Here is a 25,431-nt window from a genome sequence, read left to right as displayed (position 1 = left end):
TTCGTAAACATATTGACTTTTGAAAAATATCGCTGAAAGCACTTTTTTAGAAACGAATCTCGAAAATGGTTTTTTATTACTTGAGTTCTCTAACGACACCATGGAAAGCCAACGCTTTGAACGAGACATAGATAACTCTTTCATACAATTACATTTTTGTATACACGGAAATGCAAAGTTTCATTTTAATAATGGAAACTACACTTTTGATGTTCTTGAAGAGCACTCTATTTTACTTTATAATCCGCAACAAGATTTACCTTTAAATTTAGAAATTCAACCTAAGAGCTCTTTAGTTTCTTTATTAGTTTCTATTAAAAAGTTCCACTCTTTATTTTCTAGCGAAGCTGGATATATTCCTTTTTTAAGTGATGAAAATAAGAATAGAAAATACTATGATAACGCAACTATAAAACCAACTGTTTTAATTGTCTTAAAACAAATAATCAACGCAAATGTGAATAGCTCTTTACGTAGTTTATACATTAAAGGTAAAATATATGAATTACTGAGTTTACACTTTCAAAAAGATGAATCTATTGAGGGTGAATACTGTCCGTTTTTAGTTGATGAAAGAGATGTTTCTAAAATCAGAAAAGCAAAAGACATCATTATTTCAAGAATGGCAGAACCGCCAACATTACAAGAATTATCAAACGAAACAGGACTGAATCTAAAGAAATTAAAAGAAGGATTCAAGCAAGTTTACGGAGACACTGTTTATAGTTTTCTTTTTGATTATAAAATGGAACATGCCAGAAAACTATTAGAAAGCAATCAATACAATGTGAATGAAGTTGGAATTCAAGTTGGATATAGTACAGCAAGTCATTTTATTGCGGCTTTCAAAAAGAAATTTGGAACCACTCCAAAACAATATGTATTATCGTTAAACTCATAAGAATGGAAACTATAGAATTAACAACACCTCTTGGTTATTCTTTAAGTTTAACAAAATACTCACCAATTGATTCAAACAATAAAGTGGTAATCATTTGCTCAGCAACAGGAGTTTTACAAGGCTATTATCAAAACTTTGCAACTTTCTTAAGTTCTAAAGGTAGAACCGTATACACTTTTGATTATGCTGGAATCGGAGGTTCTAAAAAAGAAAACCTAAAAGATTTTGATGTTTCTTTAACAAATTGGGCAGTTAACGACATTAATAGTGTATTAAACTTTATAAAAGAAAACCATCCTCAATCACAAATTGATTGTGTATGTCATAGTATTGGCGGTCAAATTTTAGGCTTAACACCATCAAATAAATACATCACCAATATTTTACTAGTCGCTAGTCAGTCTGGATATTTTAAATTCTGGAACGGATTTGGAAAACTAGAAATGTTTTTCAATTGGCACATTCTTTTCCCTGTGCTTACTTCTTTATTTGGCTACTTGCCAAGTAAAAAAATTACAGGCATGGAAAATTTACCAAAATCTATGGCACAAGAATTTGCTAGTTGGGGACGAAAGCGAAATTACCTATTTCATTACAAGAAAAAAGAAGAATTATATCATCATCAACTAAATGGAAAAATTACTTCCTACAGTACAGATAATGATCATTTCGCTCCAAGAAAAGCGATTGATTGGATGACAAAAAAATATTTTAACGCTAAGATTACAAGAAAACATTTAGTTCCGAAAGAGTACAATGTTAAAACTATAGGTCATTTTGGATTTTTCAAATCAAAATTCAAGGATAGTCTATGGAATGAATTCTTATTAGATTTAGAAGTATAAATGAAACAACTAACGCATTACGAAATAGAAAACAAAGCACAACAATTTCCTATTACAATTGTTTGTGATGCCATAAGAACACCAGAAAACATCGGTATGTGTTTTCGCATTGCTGAAAGCTTTGGTGTCTCTAAAATATATTTACATGAAAGTTCTCCTTCAATGGACAACAGAATTGTAAAAAAAACTGCTCGCAATACTTTGAATCAAATTGAATCAGAACAATACAATGATTTCAATAACTTGATGAGTACATTAAAAGAAGAAGGAAACACAATAATTGGTATTGAAATTACTGATGAAAGCATAACAATTCAAGATTTTGATTTTAAAAATCATGAAAAATTGGTATTACTTTTAGGTAGTGAAAGAAACGGAATAGAAAATATAGATTTAGTTGATGCAACTGTTTCTATTCCAATGTATGGGCGTAATTCTAGCATGAATGTAATTCATAGTTTAGCAATTACACTTTATGAAGCAACAAATCAAATTAAGTCAAGATTAGAAGTTACAAGTTAGGGAACATGAAAAACATACTTTTCATTATCATATTTCTAAGTAGTAATATTAATAGTCAAAATACTATTAAAGGAAAACTTATTACTTCTCAAAATTTTAAGGATCAATTTCCTTTTATATTAGTTTCAGTAGATGGCTTGTCTGAAAAAAAATTATTGGATAAAGAAGGTTTATTTGAACTTAAAATCGAAAAAGAACAACCTGATTATCTTCTCAAGTTCTATATAGATAACGAAGTTGTTAAAAGTTACAGTTATAAAAATTCCTGGCTTAAAAGAAAAAGACCAAAATCAATTTCATTCACAGAAACATGTTCTGCAACCAATAAAACTGCAAGTCAAGATTGGAAAAATAACAGCCTTAAAATATACATCTACCAAGAAGATGAGTTATCAAAAGTAGATACTAAAATACAGCAAAAATATAATTTCAATTATGTTTTAGTTCACAAAAAAGATTATACAAATTATGACTGTTATAAAAACTATAATAATCGAGCTTTAAAATATTTAGTTCTAGCAAAAGAATTATCAATCAAACATTTAAATAAAAACACGATTGGCAAAGATAGGTTTAACCTTAAAGATAAAGCCTGCATCCAATAAAATATAAAAAATGAAAGGAGTTTTATTAGTAAACTTAGGATCACCAGACAGCACAAATCCTAAAGATGTAAAAAAATATTTAGACGAATTTTTAATGGACGAACGTGTTATTGACGTTCCTTATTGGTTAAGATCATTTCTTGTACGAGGAATTATTTTAAATACTCGTCCGAAAAAATCAGCTGCAGCTTACCAAAAAATTTGGTGGGAAGAAGGTTCTCCATTAATTGTTCTATCTGAAAGACTACAATCTAAAGTTCAAGAGAAAACAGACTTACCTGTTGCATTGGCAATGCGTTATGGAAATCCTTCATTAAAATCAGGACTACAAGAATTATATGACAAGGGAGTTAAAGATGTTTTAATGATTCCGTTATATCCTCAATTCGCAATGGCTACAACTGAAACTATTGTTGTTTTAGCCGAAGAATTAAGAAAAGAGTTCTTTTCGGATATGAAAATCACAGATATTCCTGCATTCTACAACAAACCAGAATATGTAAAAGCACTTTCAAATAGCATCAAAGATTATTTATCAGACAAAGATTATGACCATATCATGTTCTCTTACCATGGAGTTCCTGAGCGTCATATTCGTAAATCTGACATTACAAAATCTCATTGTAAAATAGATGGTAGTTGCTGTAACACGCCATCAAAAGCACATGAATTCTGTTATCGTCATCAATGTTTTCAAACCACTAAAAACGTAATCAAAGAATTAGGATTAAACGAAGAAAATGTAACAACAACATTTCAATCTCGTTTAGGAGTAGATCCTTGGCTACAACCTTATACTGATAGAACATTAGTAAAGAAAGCTGAAAAAGACGGCATTAAAAAACTAGCTATTGTTACTCCTGCTTTTGTTTCTGATTGCTTAGAAACTTTAGAAGAAATCGCAATGGAAGGTAAAGAAGAGTTTTTAGAAGCAGGTGGAGAAGAATTTTACACTGTTCCTTGTATTAACGATAATGATGAATGGGTAGATGTTTTAGCAGGTTGGATAAATAATTTTAAAAACAATTAAGAATGGATTTCCTTTACATCAAATCATTACATATCATATTTGTAGTTACTTGGTTTGCTGGGTTATTCTACATGGTTCGTTTATTTATTTACCATACGGAAGCTGAGAAGAAAGAAGAACCTGCAAAGGAAATACTTCAAACTCAATATAAACTGATGGAGAAAAGGCTTTGGTATATCATTACCTGGCCTTCTGCTGTTTTAGCAAGTGTTTTTGCTTTCTGGATGCTAATTAAAAATCCTTATTATCTGGAAATGCCTTGGATGCATGTAAAATTAGCTTTTGTTTTAGCACTGTACTTCTATCACGGAAAGTGTCACAGTATGTATAAACAATTACAAAAAGATCAAGTAAAATACACCTCTTTGAAACTACGTATTTGGAATGAAGTGGCAACTATTATTTTATTCGCTGTAGTCTTTTTAGTTGTTTTAAAAAATGCGATTAATTGGATTTGGGGGGTAATTGGAATTGTTTTAGTATCTGTTCTATTAATGATGAGTGTTAGACTTTATAAAAAAGTTAGAGCTAAAAAAAGCTGGGATAAATACGAAAAATCATTATTAGAAAAGAATAAAGAAAATGAGGAATAGTTCATATTTATTGGCTATATTTCGCTTCTAATTTTTAAATCCCCTATTATGAAACGAGTAATTTTACTTTCATTCGTTATTATTTCTTTTATTTCATGTTCATCGGATAATTCTTCAGACGGAGAAACTCAAGATCCAGTTCAAACTCAAGATCCAATCATCGGAACCTGGAATTTGGAAAAGGATAATGGTTTTAATGTGGACGCATGTACAGGACAAAGCACGTATGTTTTTACTAACGACGGAAAGTTTACATTTACGCAGTACAGTACAATTAATAATCAATGTACATTAGATTCTCAGAACTCGTATAATGGTGAGTGGACCAACAATGATGATGGAACTTACTATATTAAAAGACATGGTTTCACTTCAGGAACAGATGCACCGATTAGTTTTGAAAATAACAATCGAGATATGATTATCGGAAGATTTACTTGGGCTAAACAGTAGATTCTGCTACAATTAATATAACATTGACAAAAGGATAAAGATTCTAGTAATTTTTATCCTTTTATTGATTGTATAAATGGTATACGATTAATAATACTTCTTCCTAAAGTAACCTCATCCGCATATTCTAACTCATCCCCTACTGATATTCCTCTAGCAATTGTTGAAGTTGTAATATTATATTTTTCAATCTGTTTATAAATATAGAAATTGGTAGTATCACCTTCCATTGTAGAACTCAAAGCAAAAATCAATTCTTTTATTTCACCACTTTTTACTTTATCTACCAAAGATTCTATATTTAAGTTTTGTGGTCCTACTCCTTCAATTGGAGATATTTTTCCTCCTAAAACATGATACAATCCTCTAAACTGACCTGTATTTTCAATAGCCATTACATCTCTAATATCTTCAACTACACAAACCAATTCTTCTTTTCTATTAGGATTGCTACAAATATCACAAAGAATAGTATCCGAAATATTATGACACTTTTTGCATGATTTCACATCATTTCTTAATTGCATAATAGCATCCGCTAAATACTTTGTATTCTCCTTTGGTTGTTTTAATAAGTGAAGTACCAACCGTAATGCAGTTCTCTTTCCTATCCCAGGTAATCTGCTTACTTCATTAACTGCATTTTCGAGAAGTTTTGATGAAAAATCCATATTGCGAAATTACAACAATCTGTAATAAAAGGAAAGATAAAACAAGTTGAGTTGTCTTTGTTTCTTACTATCTTAAAATGTACCTTTGAGTCATCAAACAAACTTAACAAGATGAGCTTAGAAATTAGAAATATTGAACCTAAAACTGTATGGAATCACTTTGCTGATTTAAATGCTGTTCCTCGTGCTTCAAAAAAAGAAGAACGTGTTATCCAGTTTATGGTTGACTTTGGTAAAGAGTTAAATTTAGAAACTTTTGTAGATAAGGTTGGTAATGTTATCATAAGAAAGCCTGCTACAGCTGGAATGGAAAATAGAAAAACTATCGTGATGCAAAGTCATCTTGATATGGTACATCAAAAAAATGCAGATACTAATTTTGATTTCGATACCGAAGGAATTAAAATGTTTATTGAAGGAGATTGGGTAAAAGCAGAAGGAACAACTCTTGGAGCAGATAATGGATTAGGAGTTGCTTCAATTATGGCTGTTTTATCTTCATCAGATATTGCTCATCCTGCTATTGAAGCTTTATTTACAATTGACGAAGAAACTGGTATGACTGGTGCTATGGGACTTGAAGGTGGTATTTTAACTGGTGAGATTTTACTAAACCTAGACACAGAGGAAGATGATGAGATTGGAATTGGTTGTGCTGGTGGTGTTGACATCACTGCTTCTAGAACTTATGAAAGTGAAAATACTCCTGAAAATACAATCGCTTTCGAACTTTCTGTTACAGGATTAAATGGAGGTCACTCTGGAATGGATATTCATAAAGGTTTAGGAAATGCGAATAAAATCATGAATCGTTTATTATTTGATGGATTCACAAACTATGGTTTACGTATTTCAGAAATTAATGGAGGGAGTTTAAGAAATGCTATTCCAAGAGAAAGTTTTGCTACCGTTGTTATTGATCAAGTTTCGAAAGAACCGTTTTTATTTGAATTAAACGAGTTGATTAATGAAATTAAAGCAGAATTCGCTTCATTAGAACCAAATTTAACTATAGAATTAAATGAAGTTCCTTCACCAGAATCTGTAATGGATTTAGGAGTTCAAATGGGCTTAATTAAATCTGTTTACGGAGCATTAAACGGTGTTTATAGAATGAGTCCTGATATTGAAGATTTAGTTGAAACATCAAATAATGTAGCTCGAGTAATTGTAAAAGATGGAGCAATTAAAATCGGATGTCTTACTCGTTCGTCTTCAGAAACCAATAAATGGGATTTGGCTAACTCTTTACGTTCTGTATTTGAATTAGCAGGATTTGAGGTTGAATTCTCAGGTTCTTATCCAGGTTGGTTACCAAATATGAACTCAGATATTTTGAAAGTATTAAAAAATTTATATATTGACATGAACGATTCTGAACCACATGTGGCGGCTTGTCATGCAGGTTTAGAATGTGGAATATTAGGTCAGAATTACCCAAAAATGGATATGATATCATTTGGTCCTAATATTCGCGGAGCACATTCACCAGATGAAAGGGCTCAAATATCATCAATGCAAAAGTTCTGGAAATTCTTATTGGAAATCCTTAAAAACATACCTAGTGCAAACTAGTTGTATTTCAACTACTACTTGTAAAAGCCATTCTTCATTGAATGGCTTTTTTATTTATTAAATTTATAATAGCTCACCTTAATAAATAATAAAACCACAAAACTTTATGATTATTTATAATTTTAACATTTTCTTAAAAAAATAATTCTATCTTTAAAAACCCTTACCAAGTTTAATTTAAAAACAAAATGTTGATGAAAAAATTGCTATCAACCTTGGTGTTTGTGTTTTGTTGTTTCATTGTATCCGGACAAGACCAATCGCTGTACTCCCGATTTGATGAAATTGTAGGTCAGAATAACACGAAATTAAGTTATGGATCTGTCTACAAAGAAAAGTACCGAAAGAAAATCAAAGATAATCACAACTTTTATTTAACTGATTCTTTCAAAAAAGGAAGTGTTAATTACAGAGGTGAACAATTTGATAATGTTGACATAAAGTATGATTTAGTTGATGATTTTATTATTATCAAATTAAACAATCAGCAACAACAAATTTCTATTATTCCGCAAAAAAACCTTATTACAAAATTCAGTATCGGGAATATAAAATTTAGAAATTCTGATACCGATGGTTTTTTAGAAGAACTTCTAGTTAAAGATAACTTTGCAGTTTTAAAAAAACATCGAAAGGTTAGCAAAGAAAATAGAGACGCTGATTATCGCTACCACACATTCAAAAAGCGAGAACAACATATTCTATTCTATAATAACTCCTATTATCCTATTGATTCTAAAAGAGGGTTTACGAGGCTTTTTCCAGAAAAGAAAAAACAAATTTCGAAGTTCTATAAATCGAATACGTATTTACTAAAAAACGACTACAAAACCTTTGTAGCAAAACTAATATCTCTACTTCAAGAATAACCAAATGAAATCAGCTATTAAGAAAAGTGTTTTAGCTTTAATGGTTTTATTGTTTTCTACTTCTTTAATTGCGCAAGAAAATAATGAAACAATTACCATAACTGCTAATGAATTAACCAAAGCCCAAGTCATAAAACTAATTGAAAGTAAAACAAACTATAATTTTTACTATTTAGAGAAATGGCTTGATAATGAAAAAATAAGTTTCAATTTTACTAATGCTAAATTAAAATATGTTTTAGACACATTATTTGGCGGAAGTAGAATCAATTATTTCGTTCTAGATAATGAAAGGATCGTTCTTACCAATGGGAACTTAATTAAGAAGAGTATTTATGAGACTGATAATACAAATCCGAACGATACTAGTACTCCTGTACTGGTAAATACGGAAGATGGAAATCTTATAAAAATTGGTCGAGAAGAAGTAAATAAGAAAAACTCTTACACCATTTCAGGTAGGGTTTTAAATGATAAAAATGGAGAACCAATAGAAGGTGCTACTATTTTCGAGAGAGAGAAAAACATTTATGCAACTACCAATAGTAAAGGGTACTTTAAAATTGAACTTCCTTTTGGTAAAAATAGTTTAGAAACTTCTTTCGTTGGCTTTGATAGCGATTATAAAGACCTTATAGTTTATAATAATGGAAAATTAAACTTCTCTATAAGTGAAAAATCAGAACAATTAGAAGAAGTTGTAATTAGTGCTAGTAGAACCAGAAACATTAGACAAACAATTTCAGGAATTAGTCAAATTAAAGCTAAAGAAATTAAAAAGATTCCGTTAGTCCTAGGTGAACGAGATATCTTAAAAGTTGCCATTACATTACCTTCTATTAAATCTACAGGTGAAGGATCAGAAGGTGTAAATGTACGTGGTGGAAAAGTAGATCAGAATTTATTTTTACTTGATAATGGTGTGATTTATAATCCTACTCACTTCCTTGGGTTATTCTCTGCTATAAATCCATTCACTACAAATGACTTAAAAATATATACTGGAAATATTCCTGCTGAATATGGGGGAAGATTATCTTCCGTATTTGACATTAGAACAAAAGATCCTAACACAAAGAAATTTGAGGGTGAAGCGTCTATTGGACCGGTAACAGGTAATGTAAATGTTGACATACCAATTGTAAAAGATAAATCTGGATTAGTACTTGGGGCTCGTAGTACTTATTCTGACTGGATTTTAGGATTGGTAAATAACAAACAAATTGAAAACAGTAGTGTTTCATTTTATGATGTTATTGCTAAATATAAGCATCAAATCAACGATAAAAATGCAATAAAAGCTACAGGTTATTTCAGTCAGGATCAATACCAAATCGCATCTGATACCATTAATAAATATGGAAACATGATGGCTACTATCAACTGGGATCATGAGTTTAATGATAAAAATAGAGGAAGTTTAACTTTATCTAACAGCCGTTATTCTTTTGATATTGATTTTGAAAGTGAAAACACAAACAAAGGATTCAATTTACAATATCGAATTAACGAAACTGGGTTAAAAATAAAAATGAAATACGATCATTCGGATACTCATAGTTTTGATTACGGATTAGAATCAAAATTATATAGTATTAATCCAGGATCTATAGTACCAAACGGAGCAACTTCAACGGTTGTGCCACTTACCATTCAAGAAGAAAAAGCACTTGAAAGTAGTTTATTCATAGCGGATGAAATAACTGTAAACAAAAAACTGAACTTTAATGTCGGTCTGCGCTTAAATCAATATTTAGCCTTAGGTCCGTCTACAGAAAGAGTTTATCAAGACGATGCTCCGAAAAACGAAACCACTTTAGTTAACACAATTGAACATGGGAATAATGATGTTTTTCAAACCTATCATAACTTAAGTTATCGTTTGGCAGGTAGATATTCATTAACCAATTCACTTTCTTTAAAAGCAAGTTATAATAAGTCATTTCAATATATACACCGTCTTAATAATAACACTACTGCTACTCCAATTGATACATGGAGACTTTCAGATTCAAACATTAAACCACAGGAAGGATCACAAATATCTCTGGGTGCGTTTAAAAACATTAATGGTAACGATTATGAAATTAGCTTAGAAGGATATTACAAGGAGTATGAAAACTTACTAGACTATAAAATTGGAGCGAATTTATTGTTGAATGAAAATATTGAAACTGAAGTACTACAAGGAAATGGAAAATCATATGGTGTAGAATTCTTAGTTAAAAAGAACAGAGGTAGATTAAATGGTTGGTTAGGTTATAGTTATTCAAGATCTTTAATTCAATTGAATAGTAAATTTCAAGAAGAAACTGTAAACAATGGATTGTTCTTTCCGACTAACTATGACAAACCACATGACTTAACTGCGGTTTTAAATTATAAGTTTACAGAAAGGTATAGTTTTTCAACAAACTTTACTTATCAAACAGGAAGGCCAATCACCTACCCTACTGGAAAGTTTATTTTCCAAGGAGCAGAATTCTTAACATATAGTAATAGAAATCAATTTAGAATTCCTGACTATTACAGGTTAGATATTGGGATTAATATAGAAGGAAACCATAAAATTAAAAAATTCGCACATAGTTTCTGGAATATATCTGTATATAATGTTCTTGGTAGAAACAATCCTTATTCTGTTTTCTTCCAAACAAATGCTGATGGAAATGTTGAGGCATATCAGAGTTCTATTTTCTCTGTGCCTATTCCTACCATAACGTATAACTTTAAATTTTAGATCAGTTTGAAAAGGCTAATAAAAATAGCGTCCATTCTAATCTCTTTTGTAATAGTTCATAGTTGTATTGAAGCCATTGAATTCGAAAATATAACATTTGATGGTAATTTAGTAGTTAAAGCATTAATTACCAATGAAACTAAAAAGCATACTATTGAACTTTCTAGAACAATTCCAATTGATTCTACAAAGTTGAATCCAGAAAAAAATGCTCGAGTTTTTATAGTGGATAACAACGGAATGAACTTTGATTTCGTTGAAATTAAAGACGGAACATATGAATCAGTAACTAGTTTTGCTGCTCAAACGAATAAGCTATACACGTTAAATATAGAAACCAGTGATGGACAAACCTACTCTTCTATTCAAGAAACATTACCTAAAACTGCCTCTATTTCTAACTTGAAGGTTGCTGTTGAAGATAATGAAATTGAAAATATTCAAGAGATGGTTATTCGAGTGGATAGTGATTTAACATCAGACGAAGGAAAGTATTACAGATATGAATATGAAGAAACGTATAAAATAAAAACTCCATTATGGACTTATGATGAACTTAAAATTATTTCAGACACAAGACCATATGAGATAATATTGGTTCAAAAAGACCCAGCTGTAGCAGGTGAAGGTTTTTGCTATCCAACTGAAAAATCGAATAAAATTTTTCTCACAGAAACCATTAATCTAGGGCAAGATCAAGTTATTGGTTTTCCAATAAGACAAATCCCAATTGATAATTACCGTGTTGGACTTCGATATTCCATATTAGTTAAACAATATGTAATTAATCAGAATACATTTGATTTTTACACATTATTGAACAAGTTTGCAGAACCAGATAATATCTTTTCTCAAACACAAGTAGGAAATATACCAAGTAATATATCAAATAATAGATTTCCCATAGAAGACAGGGTTATTGGCTTTTTTGAGGTCTCTTCGGTAACAGAAAAAAGAATCTTCTTCAATAGAAGTGATTACTTTGGGTTGGATACTCCATTTATCAATTATTGGGAGTTAATTTTTTGCGTAGAGCCAATTTACCCATTGATTGAAAATGCCCTTGGTCAGTCACCGTTAATAACAGCCTTAAGAGATGAATGGAGGTATTTTCCAGTAGAATCTGAAGATGTTCCGCCTAATTCGGGCCCTTATAGCTTATTCAGAAAAGAATGTACAGATTGTTCGCAATTTGGCCCTGTTTTTCCACCAAGTTTTTGGGTTGAATAAATAATTTAAATGAGTTAAGTTGAAACAGTACAAGTTTATAACATACATATTATCCTTTTTAGTTTTATTAGGTTGTATTGAACCTGTAGAGCTTTCTACCCTATCGTTTGACTCGAATTTAGTTGTACAAGGACAGCTGACCAATGAGGTCAAAAAACATGTTATTGAGTTATCTCGAACAATACCTATAGATTCCACCAGATTAAATCCTGAGAGAAACGCTAGAGTTTCCATAACAGATAATTCAGGAATGACTTATATTTTTCAAGAAACTAACAGTGGAATATATACTTCGGTAAATCCGTTTGCTGCTGAGCAAAATAAACAATATACGTTGAATATTGAAACTAGTAATGGTCAGAAATACTCATCAACAGAAGAAGCTTTACCAGAAGTATCAAGCATTTCTAATCTGAATGTGGGAATTGAAACTAATAACATAGAAAATATTCAAGAATTAACAATTAAGGTTGATAGCAATACATCAGGTGCTGAAGGAAATTATTATCGATATGAATATGAAGAGACATATAGAATAAGAACTCCCGTATGGCATAAAGAGGACCTTATTATAGTGTCTGACACTCCTCCTTACGAGTTTGAATTAATTGACAAAACAGAAGAAGAATATGGAATTGGATTTTGTTATCCAGAAAAAAAATCCAAAGAATTATTATTAACGGAAACATTTACATTATCACAAGACCAAGTTGTTGGTTTTCCAATAAGACAAATTCCAGTAGATAGCTATATCATAGGATTACGTTATAGTATACTTGTAAAGCAATATATTCTTAATCGTAATACGTATGATTTTTACACTTTATTAAATAAGTTTTCTGATCCTGATGATATTTTTTCTCAAACACAAGTTGGAAATATCCCAAGTAATATTGCATCTGTAAGTAATCCAACAGAAGATAATGTTATTGGATTTTTTGAAGTTTCTTCAGTATCATCTAAAAGAATCTTTTTTAACAGAACAGATTATTTCGATTTTTCAACGCCTTTCACCAATTATTGGGAACTTACTTTTTGTGTAGACGCAATTTATCCTCTGATACAAGGTCCTGCAGGTAATTCACCTTTAGCAGATAGATTGAATAATGGATGGATATATTTCCCAGATGATGAAGGTTCTCCTCCTGGCGGTGGACCTTACAGGTTAATTAGGAGGTCATGTGGTGAATGTTCACATTTAGGAGTTGTAAATCCACCAGAGTATTGGATTGATTGATTCTTACAAGTTTAATTAAATGAATTTATAGTGAAACCATTTAAAATTATAACATACATATTAGTTTTCCTTTGCTTCAAAAGTTGCATAGAACCTGTTGATTTTTCAACGGTATCTTTTGACGCAAATTTGGTTGTACAAGCAAGGATTACGAATGAGCTAAAGAATCACACTATAGAATTGTCAAGAACAATACCGATAGATTCAGTGAATTTAAGTCCTGAAAAAAATGCAACTGTTTTTATAACCGACAACTCTGGTATTACCTATAATTTTCAAGAAACCAGTGATGGAATTTACACCTCTACTATTGCTTTTTCTGCAGAAGCTGATAAAAGCTATAAACTAAATATAGAAACTAGTAATGGTCAAAAATACTCTTCAATTGAAGAAAAGTTACCTCAAACTTCAACAATTGCTGAAATTACCACAGTTATAGAACAGAACGAAATAGATGATATTCAAGAGTTAGTTATAAAAGTTAATAGTAATTTGTCTTCAGATAACGGAAAATATTACAGCTATGAATATGATGAGACATATGAAGTTAAAACTGCTATTTGGAGTAGAAAAAAATTACTGATTATTTCTGCTAGTCCACCCTATGAATTTGAATTAGTGGATAAGACAGAAGAAGAAGATGGTATTGGATTTTGCTATCCAACTAATAGCTCAAATGAAATTTTATTAACCGAAACATTAACTTTAGGTCAAGATCAAGTATTAGGATTTCCTATCAGAAAAATTCCTTTGAGTAGTTACATTATTGGAAGACGATATAGCATTTTAGTAAGACAATATGTTTTAAATCAAAACACTTTTGATTTTTATACATTATTAAACAAATTTTCTAATCCAGATGATATCTTCTCTCAAACTCAAGTAGGTAATATTCCAAGTAATATTACTTCCGATATAAATCCTAATGAAGACTATGTGATTGGATTTTTCGAAGTCTCTTCTGTTAGCACGAAAAGAATATTTTTTAACAGATCATCAGTAACTGAAACTATTTTTCAAAATTATGCTCCACTTGCTTTATGTGGAGAAAGAGAAAATCCAGAAATTGTAGATGCTTTTGGTCGTTCTCCTCTTTTAAATTTATTATTAGGAGGAGGATGGATTTATCAAAGTCCACCTGATGTAGCAATACCTCCTCCAAATAAATTATATGAACTTGCTCCTCGAGTTTGTGGAGATTGTACGCATTTAGGTCCTGTAAGCCAACCAGATTTTTGGATTGAATAAACTAATTATTAGAAATGAATTTAAAGTGAAACCATTCAAATTAACAGTATACATATCATTCTTTATCATGCTCTTCGGTTGTATTGAACAAGTAGAGTTTGCTCCAATAGCTACGACTTCCAATTTAGTTGTTAGAGCAAGGATAACGAATGAAGTAAAAACTCATACTATTGAATTATCTAGAACGATACCTATCAATTCTAGCTTAATTGATTATGAGAAAAACGCAACTGTATTTTTAACAGATGATACGGGAAATATCTATAATTTCCAGGAAGTTTCTGATGGTATATATAACTCAGTTAATCCATTTGCGGCAGAAGAAAATAAAAAATATGAGTTACATATTGAAACCAGCAATGGTTTAAAATATATCTCGACACAAGAATCGTTACCTGGTTTATCGACAATTGGTGATGTTAATTTAAGTGTAGAACCGAATCAATTTGATCCTATTGATGAACTTGTAATTAAAGTCAATAGTAATGTTACAACTGATAATGGCAAATATTACCGATATGAATATGATGAAACTTTCGAAATAAAAACTCCGCTTTGGAGTAGTAAGAAGCTTCTGATTATATCTGATAGTACTCCTTATGAATTTGAATTAGTAGATAAAACTGAAGAGGAAGATGGTATTGGTTTATGCTATCCGAATAATCAATCAAATAGTTTGATGTTAACCGAAACTGTATCCTTAGCGCAAGATCAAGTTATCGGATTTCCTGTACGGAAAATCCCTATAAGAAGTTATTTTATAGGAAGAAGATATAGTATTTTAATTAAACAATATGTCATTAATCAAAATACATTTGACTTTTACACATTACTAAATAAGTTCTCTAGCCCGGATGATATTTTTTCTCAAACACAAGTAGGAAATATTCCAAGTAATATTTCTGCTGAAATAAATCCTACGGAAGATAAGGTCGTTGGATTTTTTGAAGTTTCTTCTGTGTCAACAAAAAGAATATTTATCAATAGGAATGAGTTTACAAGTGAACCATTCATGAATTATAGAGCGCTTGTTTTTTGCGATGAATTTGTCAAACCTGAAATTGTAGATGCTTCTGGTCTTTCTCCTCTTCTCACAAGATTGAATACTGGATGGATTTACCAAAGTTTATCTGAAGGTCCATCAGACGTTCCTGGTGGCCCATATAGACTAATTCGAAAACCTTGTGGAGATTGTTCTCATTTAGGACCAGTAAACCCACCAGATTTCTGGATTGAATAAACTATTAATTAGAAATGAATTAAAGTGAAACTATTTAAATTAACAGTATACATATCATTCTTAACTTTATTCTTCAGCTGTATTGAACCTGTTGAATTTACCGCTATTACAACAAATTCAAACTTGGTTGTCAGAGCACAAGTAACGAATGAATTTAAAATTCATACTGTTGAATTATCGAAAACTATCCCTATTAACTCCTCAGAAATAGATTATGAAGAAAATGCAACTGTTTACATTATAGATGATACTGGAGTAATTTATAATTTTCAGGAAACATCTAAAGGAATATATAACTCGATCAATCCTTTTTCTGCTGAAGCGAACAAAAAATATAAATTAATTATTGAAACTAGTTCAGGTGAAAAATATTCTTCAACAGAAGAAGAACTTCCTTTAACATCAACAATTGGAGATATTACTACTTCTATAGAAGAAAATGAAATTGATGATATTCAAGAATTGGTTATTAAGGTTAATAGTAACTTATCATCAGACTCTGGTAAATATTACCGCTATGAATATGACGAAACTTACCAAATACGAACTCCTATTTGGAGCAGAAAGAAATTATTGATTATTTCTGATCAACCTCCTTATGAATTTGAGTTGGTAGATAAAACTGAAGAAGAAGAAGGAATTGGATTTTGTTATCCTAATAAGAAATCTAATGAGGTTTTATTAACTGAAACATTAACTTTAGGTCAAGATCAGGTGCTTGGTTTTCCTGTAAGGAAAATTCCTTTAAATAGTTATATTATTGGAAGGAGATATAGCATTTTAGTGAAGCAATACGTTTTAAATCAAAATACCTTTGATTTTTATACGCTTCTTGATAAATTCTCAAATCCGGATGATATTTTTTCCCAAACTCAAGTAGGAAATATTCCGAGTAATATAACTTCAGATACAAATCCCAATGATGATTTTGTCATAGGGTTTTTCGAAATCTCAACTGTAAGTACAAAAAGAATATTCTTTAATAGGGAGGCCATTACTGAAAGTATATATCAGAACTATGCTACCATTGGATTATGTGGAAAAAGAGAAAACCCTGAAATTATTGATATTTTTGGAAGATCTCCTCTATTAGAATTATTACAAGGTGATTGGATTTATCAAAGCCCACCTGATGATCCTCCTATTCCACTTCCAAATAAATTATATGTATTAGCTCCAAGAATATGTGGAGATTGTTCACATCTTGGAGACGTAAATCCTCCTGATTTTTGGATTGAATAAATTAAACTAAAAACATAAAAACAGTTTACTGTGAAAAAAATTAAATTACTATTATATCTAACTATACTGACCTTAATTGGTGGTTGTATCGAGCAAGTTGAATTCGATAATGTTTCGTTTGATACAAATCTTGTAGTTAAAGCGATAATAACAAATGAAATCAAACAACATACTATTAAACTTTCGAGAACGATTCCTATTGACTCAACAGAATTGAGTCCGGAAAAGAGCGCTTTTGTTACTTTAGTTGATAATACGGGGACTACTTATAATTTTACAGAAACTGAAGATGGTATTTATACTTCTGTTAACACCTTCGGTGCTGATCCTGCAAGAAGTTATTCCCTCTCAATACAAACCAGTAATGGGCAACGATATAATTCAACTACTGAAAAATTGCCAGAAAACTCCAATATAGATGATATCAGAGCAAGCGTTGAAAATGATGATATTGAAGGACCTTTCATTGCTTTTAAAGTAAATGCTACTGGAAATAGTACAGACGGTAATTATTACAGGTATGAATATGACGAAACGTATAAAATAAAATCTTTTGTTTGGAGTCCTTTTAGAATAAGAGTACTTTCTAACATATCTCCTTATAATTTTGACTACATACCGAAAGATCCTGACATATATGGAGAAGGATTTTGTTATACAAGTGATACCTCCAATAGTATTTTAATTACTGAAACTAAAACATTATCTCAAGATAAAGTAATTGGTTTCACCGTTAGAAAAGTTCCATTACAAAGTTATATCGTAGGACAACGTTATAGTATTTTACTTAAACAATATGTCTTAAATCAAAACACCTATGATTACTATACACTTTTAGATAAGTTTTCTGACCCAAGTGATATATTTACACAAACTCAAGTTGGAAATATCCCAAGTAATATTACCTCAGAAACTAATCCAACTACTGATTTAGTCATTGGATTCTTTGAAGTTTCGTCTATAACTACAAAACGATTTTTCTTTAACAGAACAGATATAACCGATGCCTATTACGATAACTATACAGACTCTAGTCTTTGTGATGAATTCCCTCGACCTTTGTTTAATGACGGTTTTGGTAATTCTCCTTTTTTAGAGCTATTAGAAACTCATATTTTTTATGACGCCCCACCAGTTGGTATTGGTTCTCCTCCAGGCGGACCTTATGAGTTAATTTTAAAACAATGTGGAGATTGTTCACATTTAGGATCAGTAAAAGAACCAGATTTTTGGATCGAATAAAAATATTTATTATGAAAAGAACCTTATTAATTATTCTAGCATTAGTTGCGACAAACGTGTTTTCTCAGTCAAGTACAAACTCAAAATTCAATAGTAATTTAGAGCAATTTAAAGATGAAAAAATTCATCTGCACTACAATAGTGACTTTTTACTTTCTGGAGAGCGTTTGTATTATAAATTATACTGCCAAACAGCAAACAATCAATTTACACCTTTCAGTAAAATAGCCTATGTAGAACTCTTAGACAAAGAGAACAAAAGTTTATTAAAGCAAAAAATAAGCTTAACCAATGGTAATGGGTATGGAGATATATTTATCAATACTCAAGTAAAAACTGGTACGTACAAGTTGTTAGCTTATACCAAATGGATGCAGAATAAAGGAAACTATTTCATTAAAAATATTTATGTGATTAATCCTTTTGCTGATAAAATTGCAATTGACGCGGCTAAAGCTTTGGATGCAACAACAACATCAAAACCTTTAACTTCTAGAAGTAATTCATTGTTTAGTGTGAATCAATCAACTTTTGGAAAAAGAGAACAAATTACCTTGAATATAAATCCTAAAGCATTTGAAACAATTGACGGTAGTTTTTCTATTTCAGTTTCTCAAAAAAACGATTTGAATACACCACAAGAAAATAAAGTGTTAGCAATTCCAAATAAAAGCACACAGTTCTATATTCCTGAACTACGAGGTTCTTTAATCAAAGGAAAGCTTTCGTCTACTTCTAAAAAAATATCCGATATAAAATTATCCCTATCTATATCAGGAAGCAACAGATTGCCTTTAACAGCTATTACCAATAGCTTAGGTGAATTTTACTTCAATATAGAGAACCTTAATAATGATACAGTCTATCTATCTATTTTAGAAGAAGATCCTGAAGGATATGTCTTAGAATTTAATAATGACTCTGAGACCATAACAGGAATTCAAAACTTTCCTGGAATTACATTGAATCAAAAAGTTGTAGATGCCATAAAAAAACGAAGTTTATATTCTCAAATCGAAAATGCTTATTTAACGGTTAAGAAAGATTCAATTTTAAAAACAGCTACTGAAAGTTCTTTACTAAACACGGATAAAATTGTTTATGAATTAGATGAATATAAACGTTTTAACACTATTAAAGAAACATTTATTGAAGTAGTAGAAGGTGCTGGATTCTTCAAAAAAGGCGAGACTTTTAAACTTAATGTAACAGATACTGATGCTTCAGAAACCTTAAGTTATTTACCTACATTACTAATCATTGACGGGAGAATTGTTAATGATCACGATACGTTTATGAGATATAATTCTCGTAAAATCAAAACCATCTCTTTAATCAGAGATAAATACTTTTATGGTAATGCGATGTACCAGGGAATTATCTTGGTAGATAGCTTTAAGAAAGATTATTTCTTAGAGAGTAATACATATCAAAAATTTACAGTTAAGCCAATACAACCAGAAAAGATTTACTTTTTCCAAGAACACCATAAAAACAATAAAAGAATACCTGATTTTAGATCTCAATTGTACTGGAATCCAGAAATACAAGCAGATCAAACTCAAATTTCATTCTTTACTTCTGATGTTAAAGGAACATTTGAAATTGTAGCTCAAGGATTTAATAAAGAAGGAAAATTAGTAACGGTAAAAACAGATTTCACTGTAGAATAACATCGTAAATTGTTTCTAGTTTTTTCGTTACATTTATACGATGAATTTTCTGGCTCATTTATATTTATCTCCTAATAATCCCCATATAATGCTTGGTAATTTTATTGCCGATCATGTAAGAGGAAATAAATTTAAACATCTTCCTGAAGATATTCAGAAAGGAATTTATTTGCATAGAAATATTGACACCTTTACTGATGCGAATGAAATAGTTCGAATTAGTAAACGTCGATTGCACGAACGCTATGGTCATTATGACGGTGTTATTATCGACATTTTTTATGATCATTTTTTGGCAAAAAACTGGGATCAATATTCTCAAATTCCATTAGATATTTATACCAATAGTATTTACCGATATCTTCAAAGTCAAATTGAAATTCTTCCTGATAAAACCAAAGAGTTATTGCCTTATATGATTAAATATAATTGGTTATACAATTATAAATTCACTGAAGGAATTCAAGATGTTTTAAATGGAATGAATAGAAGAACTCAAGGGAAATCTAAAATGAACCTAGCCAGTGAAGATTTAGAATTATACTACAAAGAATTTGAAAACGATTTTCAAGCATTTATGTTTGAACTCATAAACTTCGTTTCTATAGAAATAGATAAACTATGAAGCATTACCAACTACTAATCTTAATTACACTTTTCTTATTAACCAATTGTAAAAAACAACCTGAAATAGGTTTAATTACTGAAAAAGCAATGGTAGTTTCTGCCAGAAAAGAGGCTTCAAAAATAGGATCCGACATTTTAAAAAAAGGTGGAAATGCTATCGATGCAATGGCTGCTACAGAATTAGCGCTGGCCGTTGCTTATCCATATGCAGGAAATATTGGTGGTGGTGGTTTCATGATATATCGTATGAATAACGGAGAAATTGGAGCATTAGATTACAGAGAGAAAGCTCCAATGAACGCAACAAAAGACATGTATCTTGATTCTCTGGGTAATGTAATTAAAGGTAAAAGCACATTAGGAGCTATGGCTGTTGGTGTTCCTGGAACTGTAGCAGGAGTTTTTGAAGCTCACAAAAAGTTTGGAACACTACCTATAGAAGAAATTATACAACCAGTAATTGATTTAGCAAAGCAAGGTGTAATTGTTACCAAAAAACAACAAAAACGCTTAGAAAAACATACGCCTAATTTTAGAAAAGCAAATAGGAATACAATTTTATTAGATAACAACTGGAAAGAAGGTGATACCATAAGATATTCTGCTTTAGCTGAAACATTAACAAGAATTCAGAAAAATGGTAGAGATGAATTCTATAAAGGAGAAACCGCTAAAAAATTGGCTCAGTTTCTTCAAGATAATGGAGGAATTATAACAGAGGAAGATTTAGCAAATTACGAAGCAAAATGGAGAACTCCTGTTGTATTTACTTATGATGATTTAAAAGTTATTTCAATGGCTCCTCCATCAAGTGGTGGTGTTTGTTTAGCGCAAATCATGAATGGTATCGAACCTTATAAAATTGAACAATACAAACATAATTCAACAGAATATATTCAAGTGTTAACAGAAGCTGAGCGAAGAGCTTATGCTGATAGAAGTCATTTTCTTGGAGATCCTGATTTTGTTGAAATTCCACAGGCAAAATTGATCAGTAAAGAATATTCAAAAGAAAGAATGAAGGATTTTTCATTTGAAAAACCTACCTCTTCAGATGATGTATCTCATGGTAAGGTGGAATTTGTTGAAAGCGACGAAACTACTCACTACTCTATCGTAGATCACTTTGGTAACGCTGTTTCCGTTACTACTACCATAAATGGAGCCTATGGTTCAAAGTTATATGCTCCAGAATTAGGATTCTTTTTAAACAATGAAATGGATGACTTTAGTAGTAAACCAGGAGAACCAAATATGTTTGGTTTAGTAGGTGCAGAAGCTAATAAAATTGAACCTGGAAAGCGTATGTTAAGTTCAATGACCCCAACTATTGTTGAAAAAGAAGGTAAGCTTTTCATGGTAGTTGGAACTCCAGGTGGTTCAACGATAATCACTTCTGTTTTACAAACAATTCTGAATGTACATGAATATAATATGGGAATGCAAGAAGCTGTTAATCAACCACGCTTTCACCATCAATGGCTACCAGATGTAATTAGAATGGAACCAAATAGTTTTGATGAATCTGTAAAACAACAATTAAAAGATTTGGGTTATATTATCGATGAGACTAATTCTCCTGTAATTGGAAAAGTTGATGCTATTTTAGTTTTACCAAATGGAAAATTAGAAGGTGGAGCAGATCACAGGGGTGATGATACAGCAGCCGGGTTTTAAGATGAAAGATGAGAGTTTTAAAATAACATTATACAGTTTAACTTTAACTATCACATTTGCCTTATTGTATACAATCATTTTCTATGACACAACAGCGATTTTATTGTTCTGGGCATTAATTTCATATATTAATTTACCTACACTTTTAATAATTGTATTTTTTAAATACTTCTTCACCAAACGTAGAAAAGTTAATTCTTTACTTTATGTAGTTTTGTCATCTCTATTATTCCTACCAAATTTATTTCTATTCAAATACATATATAAAGACCCTAGAAATATATTCCCCATATTTGAAGAACCTTATTCCGTGTTTTTTATACTATCTATTTGCTCTAATATCATTTCATACGTAATTGTTAAGTTCATTGAGTATTTCTCTTTAAAATTTGTAGGAAATAGTTAAGACTAGTTTCCTAAAACTTTCCCAACTACACGTTATAGTTTCTTAAAAAGAAGAATCAACTTTAGAGTTTCTCTATATTGCCGTGTGAGAGTATTAAAAAACATCATATTATTTCAAAGCAAGTTCTTTATCACTTCTTTTTCAATTGCCTTTTTAGGAGGAATATTCACTCCCAATCCAATAAAAATAATTGCCTTAATCCTGTTTTTGATTCTTCCTTTTAATCATTTTTACTATTATCATCTTCAACATAAAAACGAATATTATTACTATTTTAATTTAGGAATTTCTCGAAAAAAGTTATGGATGGTAACGGCTCTCATCTCTTGTACTAATTTTCTAATTTTTATTTTTTCATGAGTAAACTCCATGTAGATAGTGTTCGAAAATTTTATGGAAATAATCTAATTCTCAGCGATGTATTTCTTTCATGCACTAAAGGAGAAATTAAAGGATTAGTTGGAAGAAATGGTAGTGGGAAATCAACTCTTTTAAAAATAATTTTTGGTGTAGAAAAGGCTGAATATAGTTTTGTAAAAGTTGGTACTAAAGTAGTTAAAACAGTTACGGATGCTAAAAACCTTATTAACTATTTACCTCAAGAAAATTTTCTTCCTAATCATATTAAAATCAAAAAACTAATCCGATTATTTTTGGAAAAATCTCAGCAAAAAGAGATTCTAAAAAATGAGCACATCCAACCTTTACTGGATAAAACTAATGAAGTTTTATCTGGAGGTGAAAAAAGAATTGTTGAAATCGCACTGATTTTATACTCTAAAGCTCAATTTATTCTATTAGATGAACCTTTCAATGGCGTTAGCCCAATTGTTAGAAATCAAATAATGGATTTACTCAGAGAAATGAAAAAGAAAAAAGGTATAGTGCTTACAGATCATGATTATAGAAATGTCATAAAGATTTCAGACAATATTCTATTTCTCAAAGATGGATATTTACAAGAAATACAATCTCCTGAACAGTTAACTGAACTTGGTTATTTAAGATCTTAACGAACTACTATGTCATTTTTTTTAATTCGAAATTAATTAGATTTGTTGCTCAACATGTAACAACCTAATAAAAATTACTACTTATAAATAAAATAGACAATGGTTTTAACTACAACAAACTCAATAGAAGGGTTTAGAATTTTAGAATATCAAGGAATCGTTACAGGAATTTCTTATGGTTCTTCCTTTAATCATAATGGTAAAAAAATGGCATTTAAGGATATGTTTAGCATGAAAAAATATTATGAAGCATATTCATTGGGTTTGGCTACAATTAAAGAAGAAGCTTTTCAAAAATTAAAGGAAAACGCCAAAGCTTTAGGTGCCAATGCAATAGTTGGAATTAAAGTAGATGTGGAAACTGTTTCTAGCTCAACAGTATTAGTTGTTTCAGTTACTGGAACTGCCGTGAACGTAGCTACGAATCAATAAATCATGTTTTAATCCACTTATATAAAACTAGTTACAAGTGTATTTCATATTTAATCGCTAAAAATAAATAACATATACGTAACATTTTTTTCTGCTAATCGTCTATCTTGTAAATCGAAGAAATCGAAATTAAAATTGCATAATTAACCTTTAGTTGAAAACCTATGTTAAAGACAGGAAAAAAGATCTTTTATATACTTTGGGGAGTATTATTGATCTATTTTTTATACTCCTACATTAAAAACCCTGAAATATTGTCAGTTGATTACATTAAAAACTGGATCAGCTCATATAAAGGACATATTTTAATTGTTTACATATTAATCTCCTTAGTAAGAGGATTTTTCCTAATTCCTAGTACTCCTTTTGTTATTGTTGGAGCTTTATTGTTTCCTGATAATTTATTTCTAGTCTTAGTCATCTCAATGCTAGGAATCATGCTATCCGCAACTTCATTATATTATTTTTCAGACCTCCTAGGTTTTAGTGAATACTTAGAAAAAAAATATCCGGAAAAAGTAAAAAAATGGGAGAGCAAACTACAAAGTTCTAAAGCTACATATTTAGTATTAGGATGGTCTTTCTTTCCATTAGTACCAACTGATATCATATGCTATGTCGCTGGAATTATAAAAATGCCTTTCAAATACATGTTTATGGGCGTATTCATTGGTGAATTAGTACTTGTTTCCTTTTATATTTTCTCTGGATCTTTCCTAAATCTATAGGCACAAATTTTACCGATTAACAGAACTTGTTTAATATTTAATAATAAAATTCAATTCACCATAAGTTTCCTATTTTTGAGTACTAATCAATTTTAAATAGCTCATTATGGTACAGCCTTTTCATCTAGCAATTCCTGTTCAAGACTTAGAAAAATGTAGAACATTTTATAGAGATATCCTTGAATGTGAAGAAGGAAGAAGTTCCGACCATTGGGTAGATTTTAATTTCTTCGGACATCAATTGGTTATTCATCAAAAAGATAACTTCTCTCCTACCGATGCTATAACTAACCCTGTAGACGGACATGATGTTCCTGTTCCACATTTTGGAGTTGTTTTAACTTGGGAAGATTGGACTAAACTTGCTGAAAAACTCAAAAATGTTGAAACTAAATTTATAATTGAGCCAACAATTCGTTTTAAAGGAAAAGTCGGAGAACAGGCTACTATGTTTTTTAATGATCCTGAAAATAATGCATTAGAGTTTAAAGCCTTCAAAGATATGAGTCAACTTTTTGCTAAGTAATTATTTATTAAAACAACCTAGTTGCATTTTTAACAATTAGCTCATTGCTTTAACATATCCTTTAGGTTTTAGATTTTTCTTTTTGGTTAACTTTATTTTCTAGATA

General features: G+C 30.4%; 24 protein-coding genes. 23 read left to right on the top strand and 1 reads right to left on the bottom strand.

Annotated elements, in window-relative coordinates; genetic code table 11:
* Positions 1 to 19 precede the first annotated feature (19 nt).
* Genes ABNT61_RS00865 through ABNT61_RS00835 form a run of 7 tightly spaced genes read left to right on the top strand, consistent with a single transcriptional unit; the run spans position 20 to position 4,949 of the window.
* On the top strand, positions 20 to 901 hold the full coding sequence (locus ABNT61_RS00865; RefSeq protein WP_348711403.1) for an AraC family transcriptional regulator: 882 nt from the start codon (positions 20 to 22) through the stop codon (positions 899 to 901).
* Between the two features lie 2 nt (positions 902 to 903).
* Entirely contained in the window at positions 904 to 1,746 is an 843-nt protein-coding gene (locus tag ABNT61_RS00860; protein ID WP_348744466.1) for an alpha/beta fold hydrolase, read from the top strand.
* Complete coding sequence (locus ABNT61_RS00855) at positions 1,747 to 2,268, top strand: TrmH family RNA methyltransferase (RefSeq protein ID WP_348741573.1); 522 nt, start codon at positions 1,747 to 1,749, stop codon at positions 2,266 to 2,268.
* 5 nt (positions 2,269 to 2,273) lie between these two features.
* Positions 2,274 to 2,873, top strand: a complete 600-nt coding sequence (locus ABNT61_RS00850) for a hypothetical protein (RefSeq protein ID WP_348744465.1) — start codon at positions 2,274 to 2,276, stop codon at positions 2,871 to 2,873.
* 10 nt (positions 2,874 to 2,883) lie between these two features.
* Positions 2,884 to 3,903 carry a ferrochelatase gene (gene hemH / locus ABNT61_RS00845; RefSeq protein WP_348711399.1) on the top strand — a complete coding sequence of 340 codons (1,020 nt, stop codon included), beginning with the start codon at positions 2,884 to 2,886 and terminating at the stop codon, positions 3,901 to 3,903.
* A 2-nt stretch (positions 3,904 to 3,905) separates the two neighbouring features.
* Positions 3,906 to 4,496 carry a CopD family protein gene (locus ABNT61_RS00840; RefSeq protein ID WP_348711397.1) on the top strand — a complete coding sequence of 197 codons (591 nt, stop codon included), beginning with the start codon at positions 3,906 to 3,908 and terminating at the stop codon, positions 4,494 to 4,496.
* 48 nt (positions 4,497 to 4,544) lie between these two features.
* Positions 4,545 to 4,949 carry a lipocalin family protein gene (locus tag ABNT61_RS00835; RefSeq protein ID WP_348744464.1) on the top strand — a complete coding sequence of 135 codons (405 nt, stop codon included), beginning with the start codon at positions 4,545 to 4,547 and terminating at the stop codon, positions 4,947 to 4,949.
* 53 nt (positions 4,950 to 5,002) lie between these two features.
* On the opposite strand, the gene recR is transcribed toward ABNT61_RS00835, so the two are convergent.
* Entirely contained in the window at positions 5,003 to 5,620 is a 618-nt protein-coding gene (recR, locus tag ABNT61_RS00830) for a recombination mediator RecR (protein WP_348741569.1), read from the bottom strand.
* A gap of 111 nt (positions 5,621 to 5,731) precedes the next feature.
* On the opposite strand from recR, the gene ABNT61_RS00825 reads away from it, so the two are divergent.
* The 16 genes from ABNT61_RS00825 to ABNT61_RS00750 all read left to right on the top strand — a co-directional run bounded on the left by ABNT61_RS00825 (position 5,732) and on the right by ABNT61_RS00750 (position 25,325).
* The gene (locus ABNT61_RS00825; protein WP_348744463.1) at positions 5,732 to 7,195 is read left to right on the top strand and encodes an aminoacyl-histidine dipeptidase; all 1,464 of its coding nucleotides are present in this window, start codon (positions 5,732 to 5,734) and stop codon (positions 7,193 to 7,195) included.
* A 194-nt stretch (positions 7,196 to 7,389) separates the two neighbouring features.
* Positions 7,390 to 8,064: a hypothetical protein gene (locus tag ABNT61_RS00820; RefSeq protein WP_348744462.1), complete on the top strand. Its 675-nt coding sequence runs from the start codon at positions 7,390 to 7,392 to the stop codon at positions 8,062 to 8,064.
* 4 nt (positions 8,065 to 8,068) lie between these two features.
* The gene (locus tag ABNT61_RS00815) at positions 8,069 to 10,804 is read left to right on the top strand and encodes a TonB-dependent receptor (protein ID WP_348744461.1); all 2,736 of its coding nucleotides are present in this window, start codon (positions 8,069 to 8,071) and stop codon (positions 10,802 to 10,804) included.
* 6 nt (positions 10,805 to 10,810) lie between these two features.
* Complete coding sequence (locus tag ABNT61_RS00810; protein WP_348744460.1) at positions 10,811 to 12,034, top strand: DUF4249 domain-containing protein; 1,224 nt, start codon at positions 10,811 to 10,813, stop codon at positions 12,032 to 12,034.
* 19 nt (positions 12,035 to 12,053) lie between these two features.
* Positions 12,054 to 13,271, top strand: a complete 1,218-nt coding sequence (locus tag ABNT61_RS00805; RefSeq protein WP_348744459.1) for a DUF4249 domain-containing protein — start codon at positions 12,054 to 12,056, stop codon at positions 13,269 to 13,271.
* Between the two features lie 30 nt (positions 13,272 to 13,301).
* The gene (locus tag ABNT61_RS00800; protein WP_348744458.1) at positions 13,302 to 14,519 is read left to right on the top strand and encodes a DUF4249 domain-containing protein; all 1,218 of its coding nucleotides are present in this window, start codon (positions 13,302 to 13,304) and stop codon (positions 14,517 to 14,519) included.
* Positions 14,512 to 15,759, top strand: coding sequence for a DUF4249 domain-containing protein (locus tag ABNT61_RS00795; RefSeq protein ID WP_348744457.1), 1,248 nt, complete (start codon positions 14,512 to 14,514; stop codon positions 15,757 to 15,759). Before ABNT61_RS00800 ends, ABNT61_RS00795 begins: the two co-directional genes overlap by 8 nt.
* Positions 15,760 to 15,783: 24 nt before the next feature.
* A complete protein-coding gene (locus ABNT61_RS00790; RefSeq protein WP_348744456.1) occupies positions 15,784 to 17,001 on the top strand; it encodes a DUF4249 domain-containing protein in 1,218 nt (405 codons plus the stop codon).
* A 30-nt stretch (positions 17,002 to 17,031) separates the two neighbouring features.
* Positions 17,032 to 18,243 (top strand): DUF4249 domain-containing protein, encoded by a 1,212-nt coding sequence (locus ABNT61_RS00785; protein ID WP_348744455.1) that lies wholly within the window; start codon positions 17,032 to 17,034, stop codon positions 18,241 to 18,243.
* A gap of 11 nt (positions 18,244 to 18,254) precedes the next feature.
* A complete protein-coding gene (locus ABNT61_RS00780) occupies positions 18,255 to 19,916 on the top strand; it encodes a hypothetical protein (RefSeq protein WP_348744454.1) in 1,662 nt (553 codons plus the stop codon).
* A gap of 88 nt (positions 19,917 to 20,004) precedes the next feature.
* Positions 20,005 to 20,541, top strand: a complete 537-nt coding sequence (locus ABNT61_RS00775; protein ID WP_412766926.1) for an ACP phosphodiesterase — start codon at positions 20,005 to 20,007, stop codon at positions 20,539 to 20,541.
* Positions 20,538 to 22,220, top strand: a complete 1,683-nt coding sequence (gene ggt / locus ABNT61_RS00770) for a gamma-glutamyltransferase (RefSeq protein WP_348744452.1) — start codon at positions 20,538 to 20,540, stop codon at positions 22,218 to 22,220. The genes ABNT61_RS00775 and ggt overlap by 4 nt, the downstream gene beginning before the upstream one ends.
* Positions 22,221 to 22,982: 762 nt before the next feature.
* Complete coding sequence (locus tag ABNT61_RS00765) at positions 22,983 to 23,639, top strand: ATP-binding cassette domain-containing protein (RefSeq protein ID WP_348744451.1); 657 nt, start codon at positions 22,983 to 22,985, stop codon at positions 23,637 to 23,639.
* Between the two features lie 99 nt (positions 23,640 to 23,738).
* On the top strand, positions 23,739 to 24,071 hold the full coding sequence (locus ABNT61_RS00760) for a heavy metal-binding domain-containing protein (RefSeq protein WP_348711377.1): 333 nt from the start codon (positions 23,739 to 23,741) through the stop codon (positions 24,069 to 24,071).
* Positions 24,072 to 24,235: 164 nt separating this feature from the next.
* Positions 24,236 to 24,799, top strand: a complete 564-nt coding sequence (locus tag ABNT61_RS00755) for a TVP38/TMEM64 family protein (RefSeq protein ID WP_348744450.1) — start codon at positions 24,236 to 24,238, stop codon at positions 24,797 to 24,799.
* Between the two features lie 106 nt (positions 24,800 to 24,905).
* Complete coding sequence (locus ABNT61_RS00750) at positions 24,906 to 25,325, top strand: VOC family protein (RefSeq protein ID WP_348744449.1); 420 nt, start codon at positions 24,906 to 24,908, stop codon at positions 25,323 to 25,325.
* Positions 25,326 to 25,431 lie beyond the last annotated feature (106 nt).

The organism is Tenacibaculum sp. 190524A05c (genome assembly GCF_964036595.1).
Classification (GTDB): domain Bacteria; phylum Bacteroidota; class Bacteroidia; order Flavobacteriales; family Flavobacteriaceae; genus Polaribacter; species Polaribacter platacis.
This window is presented reverse-complemented; position numbering and strand designations above follow the sequence as displayed.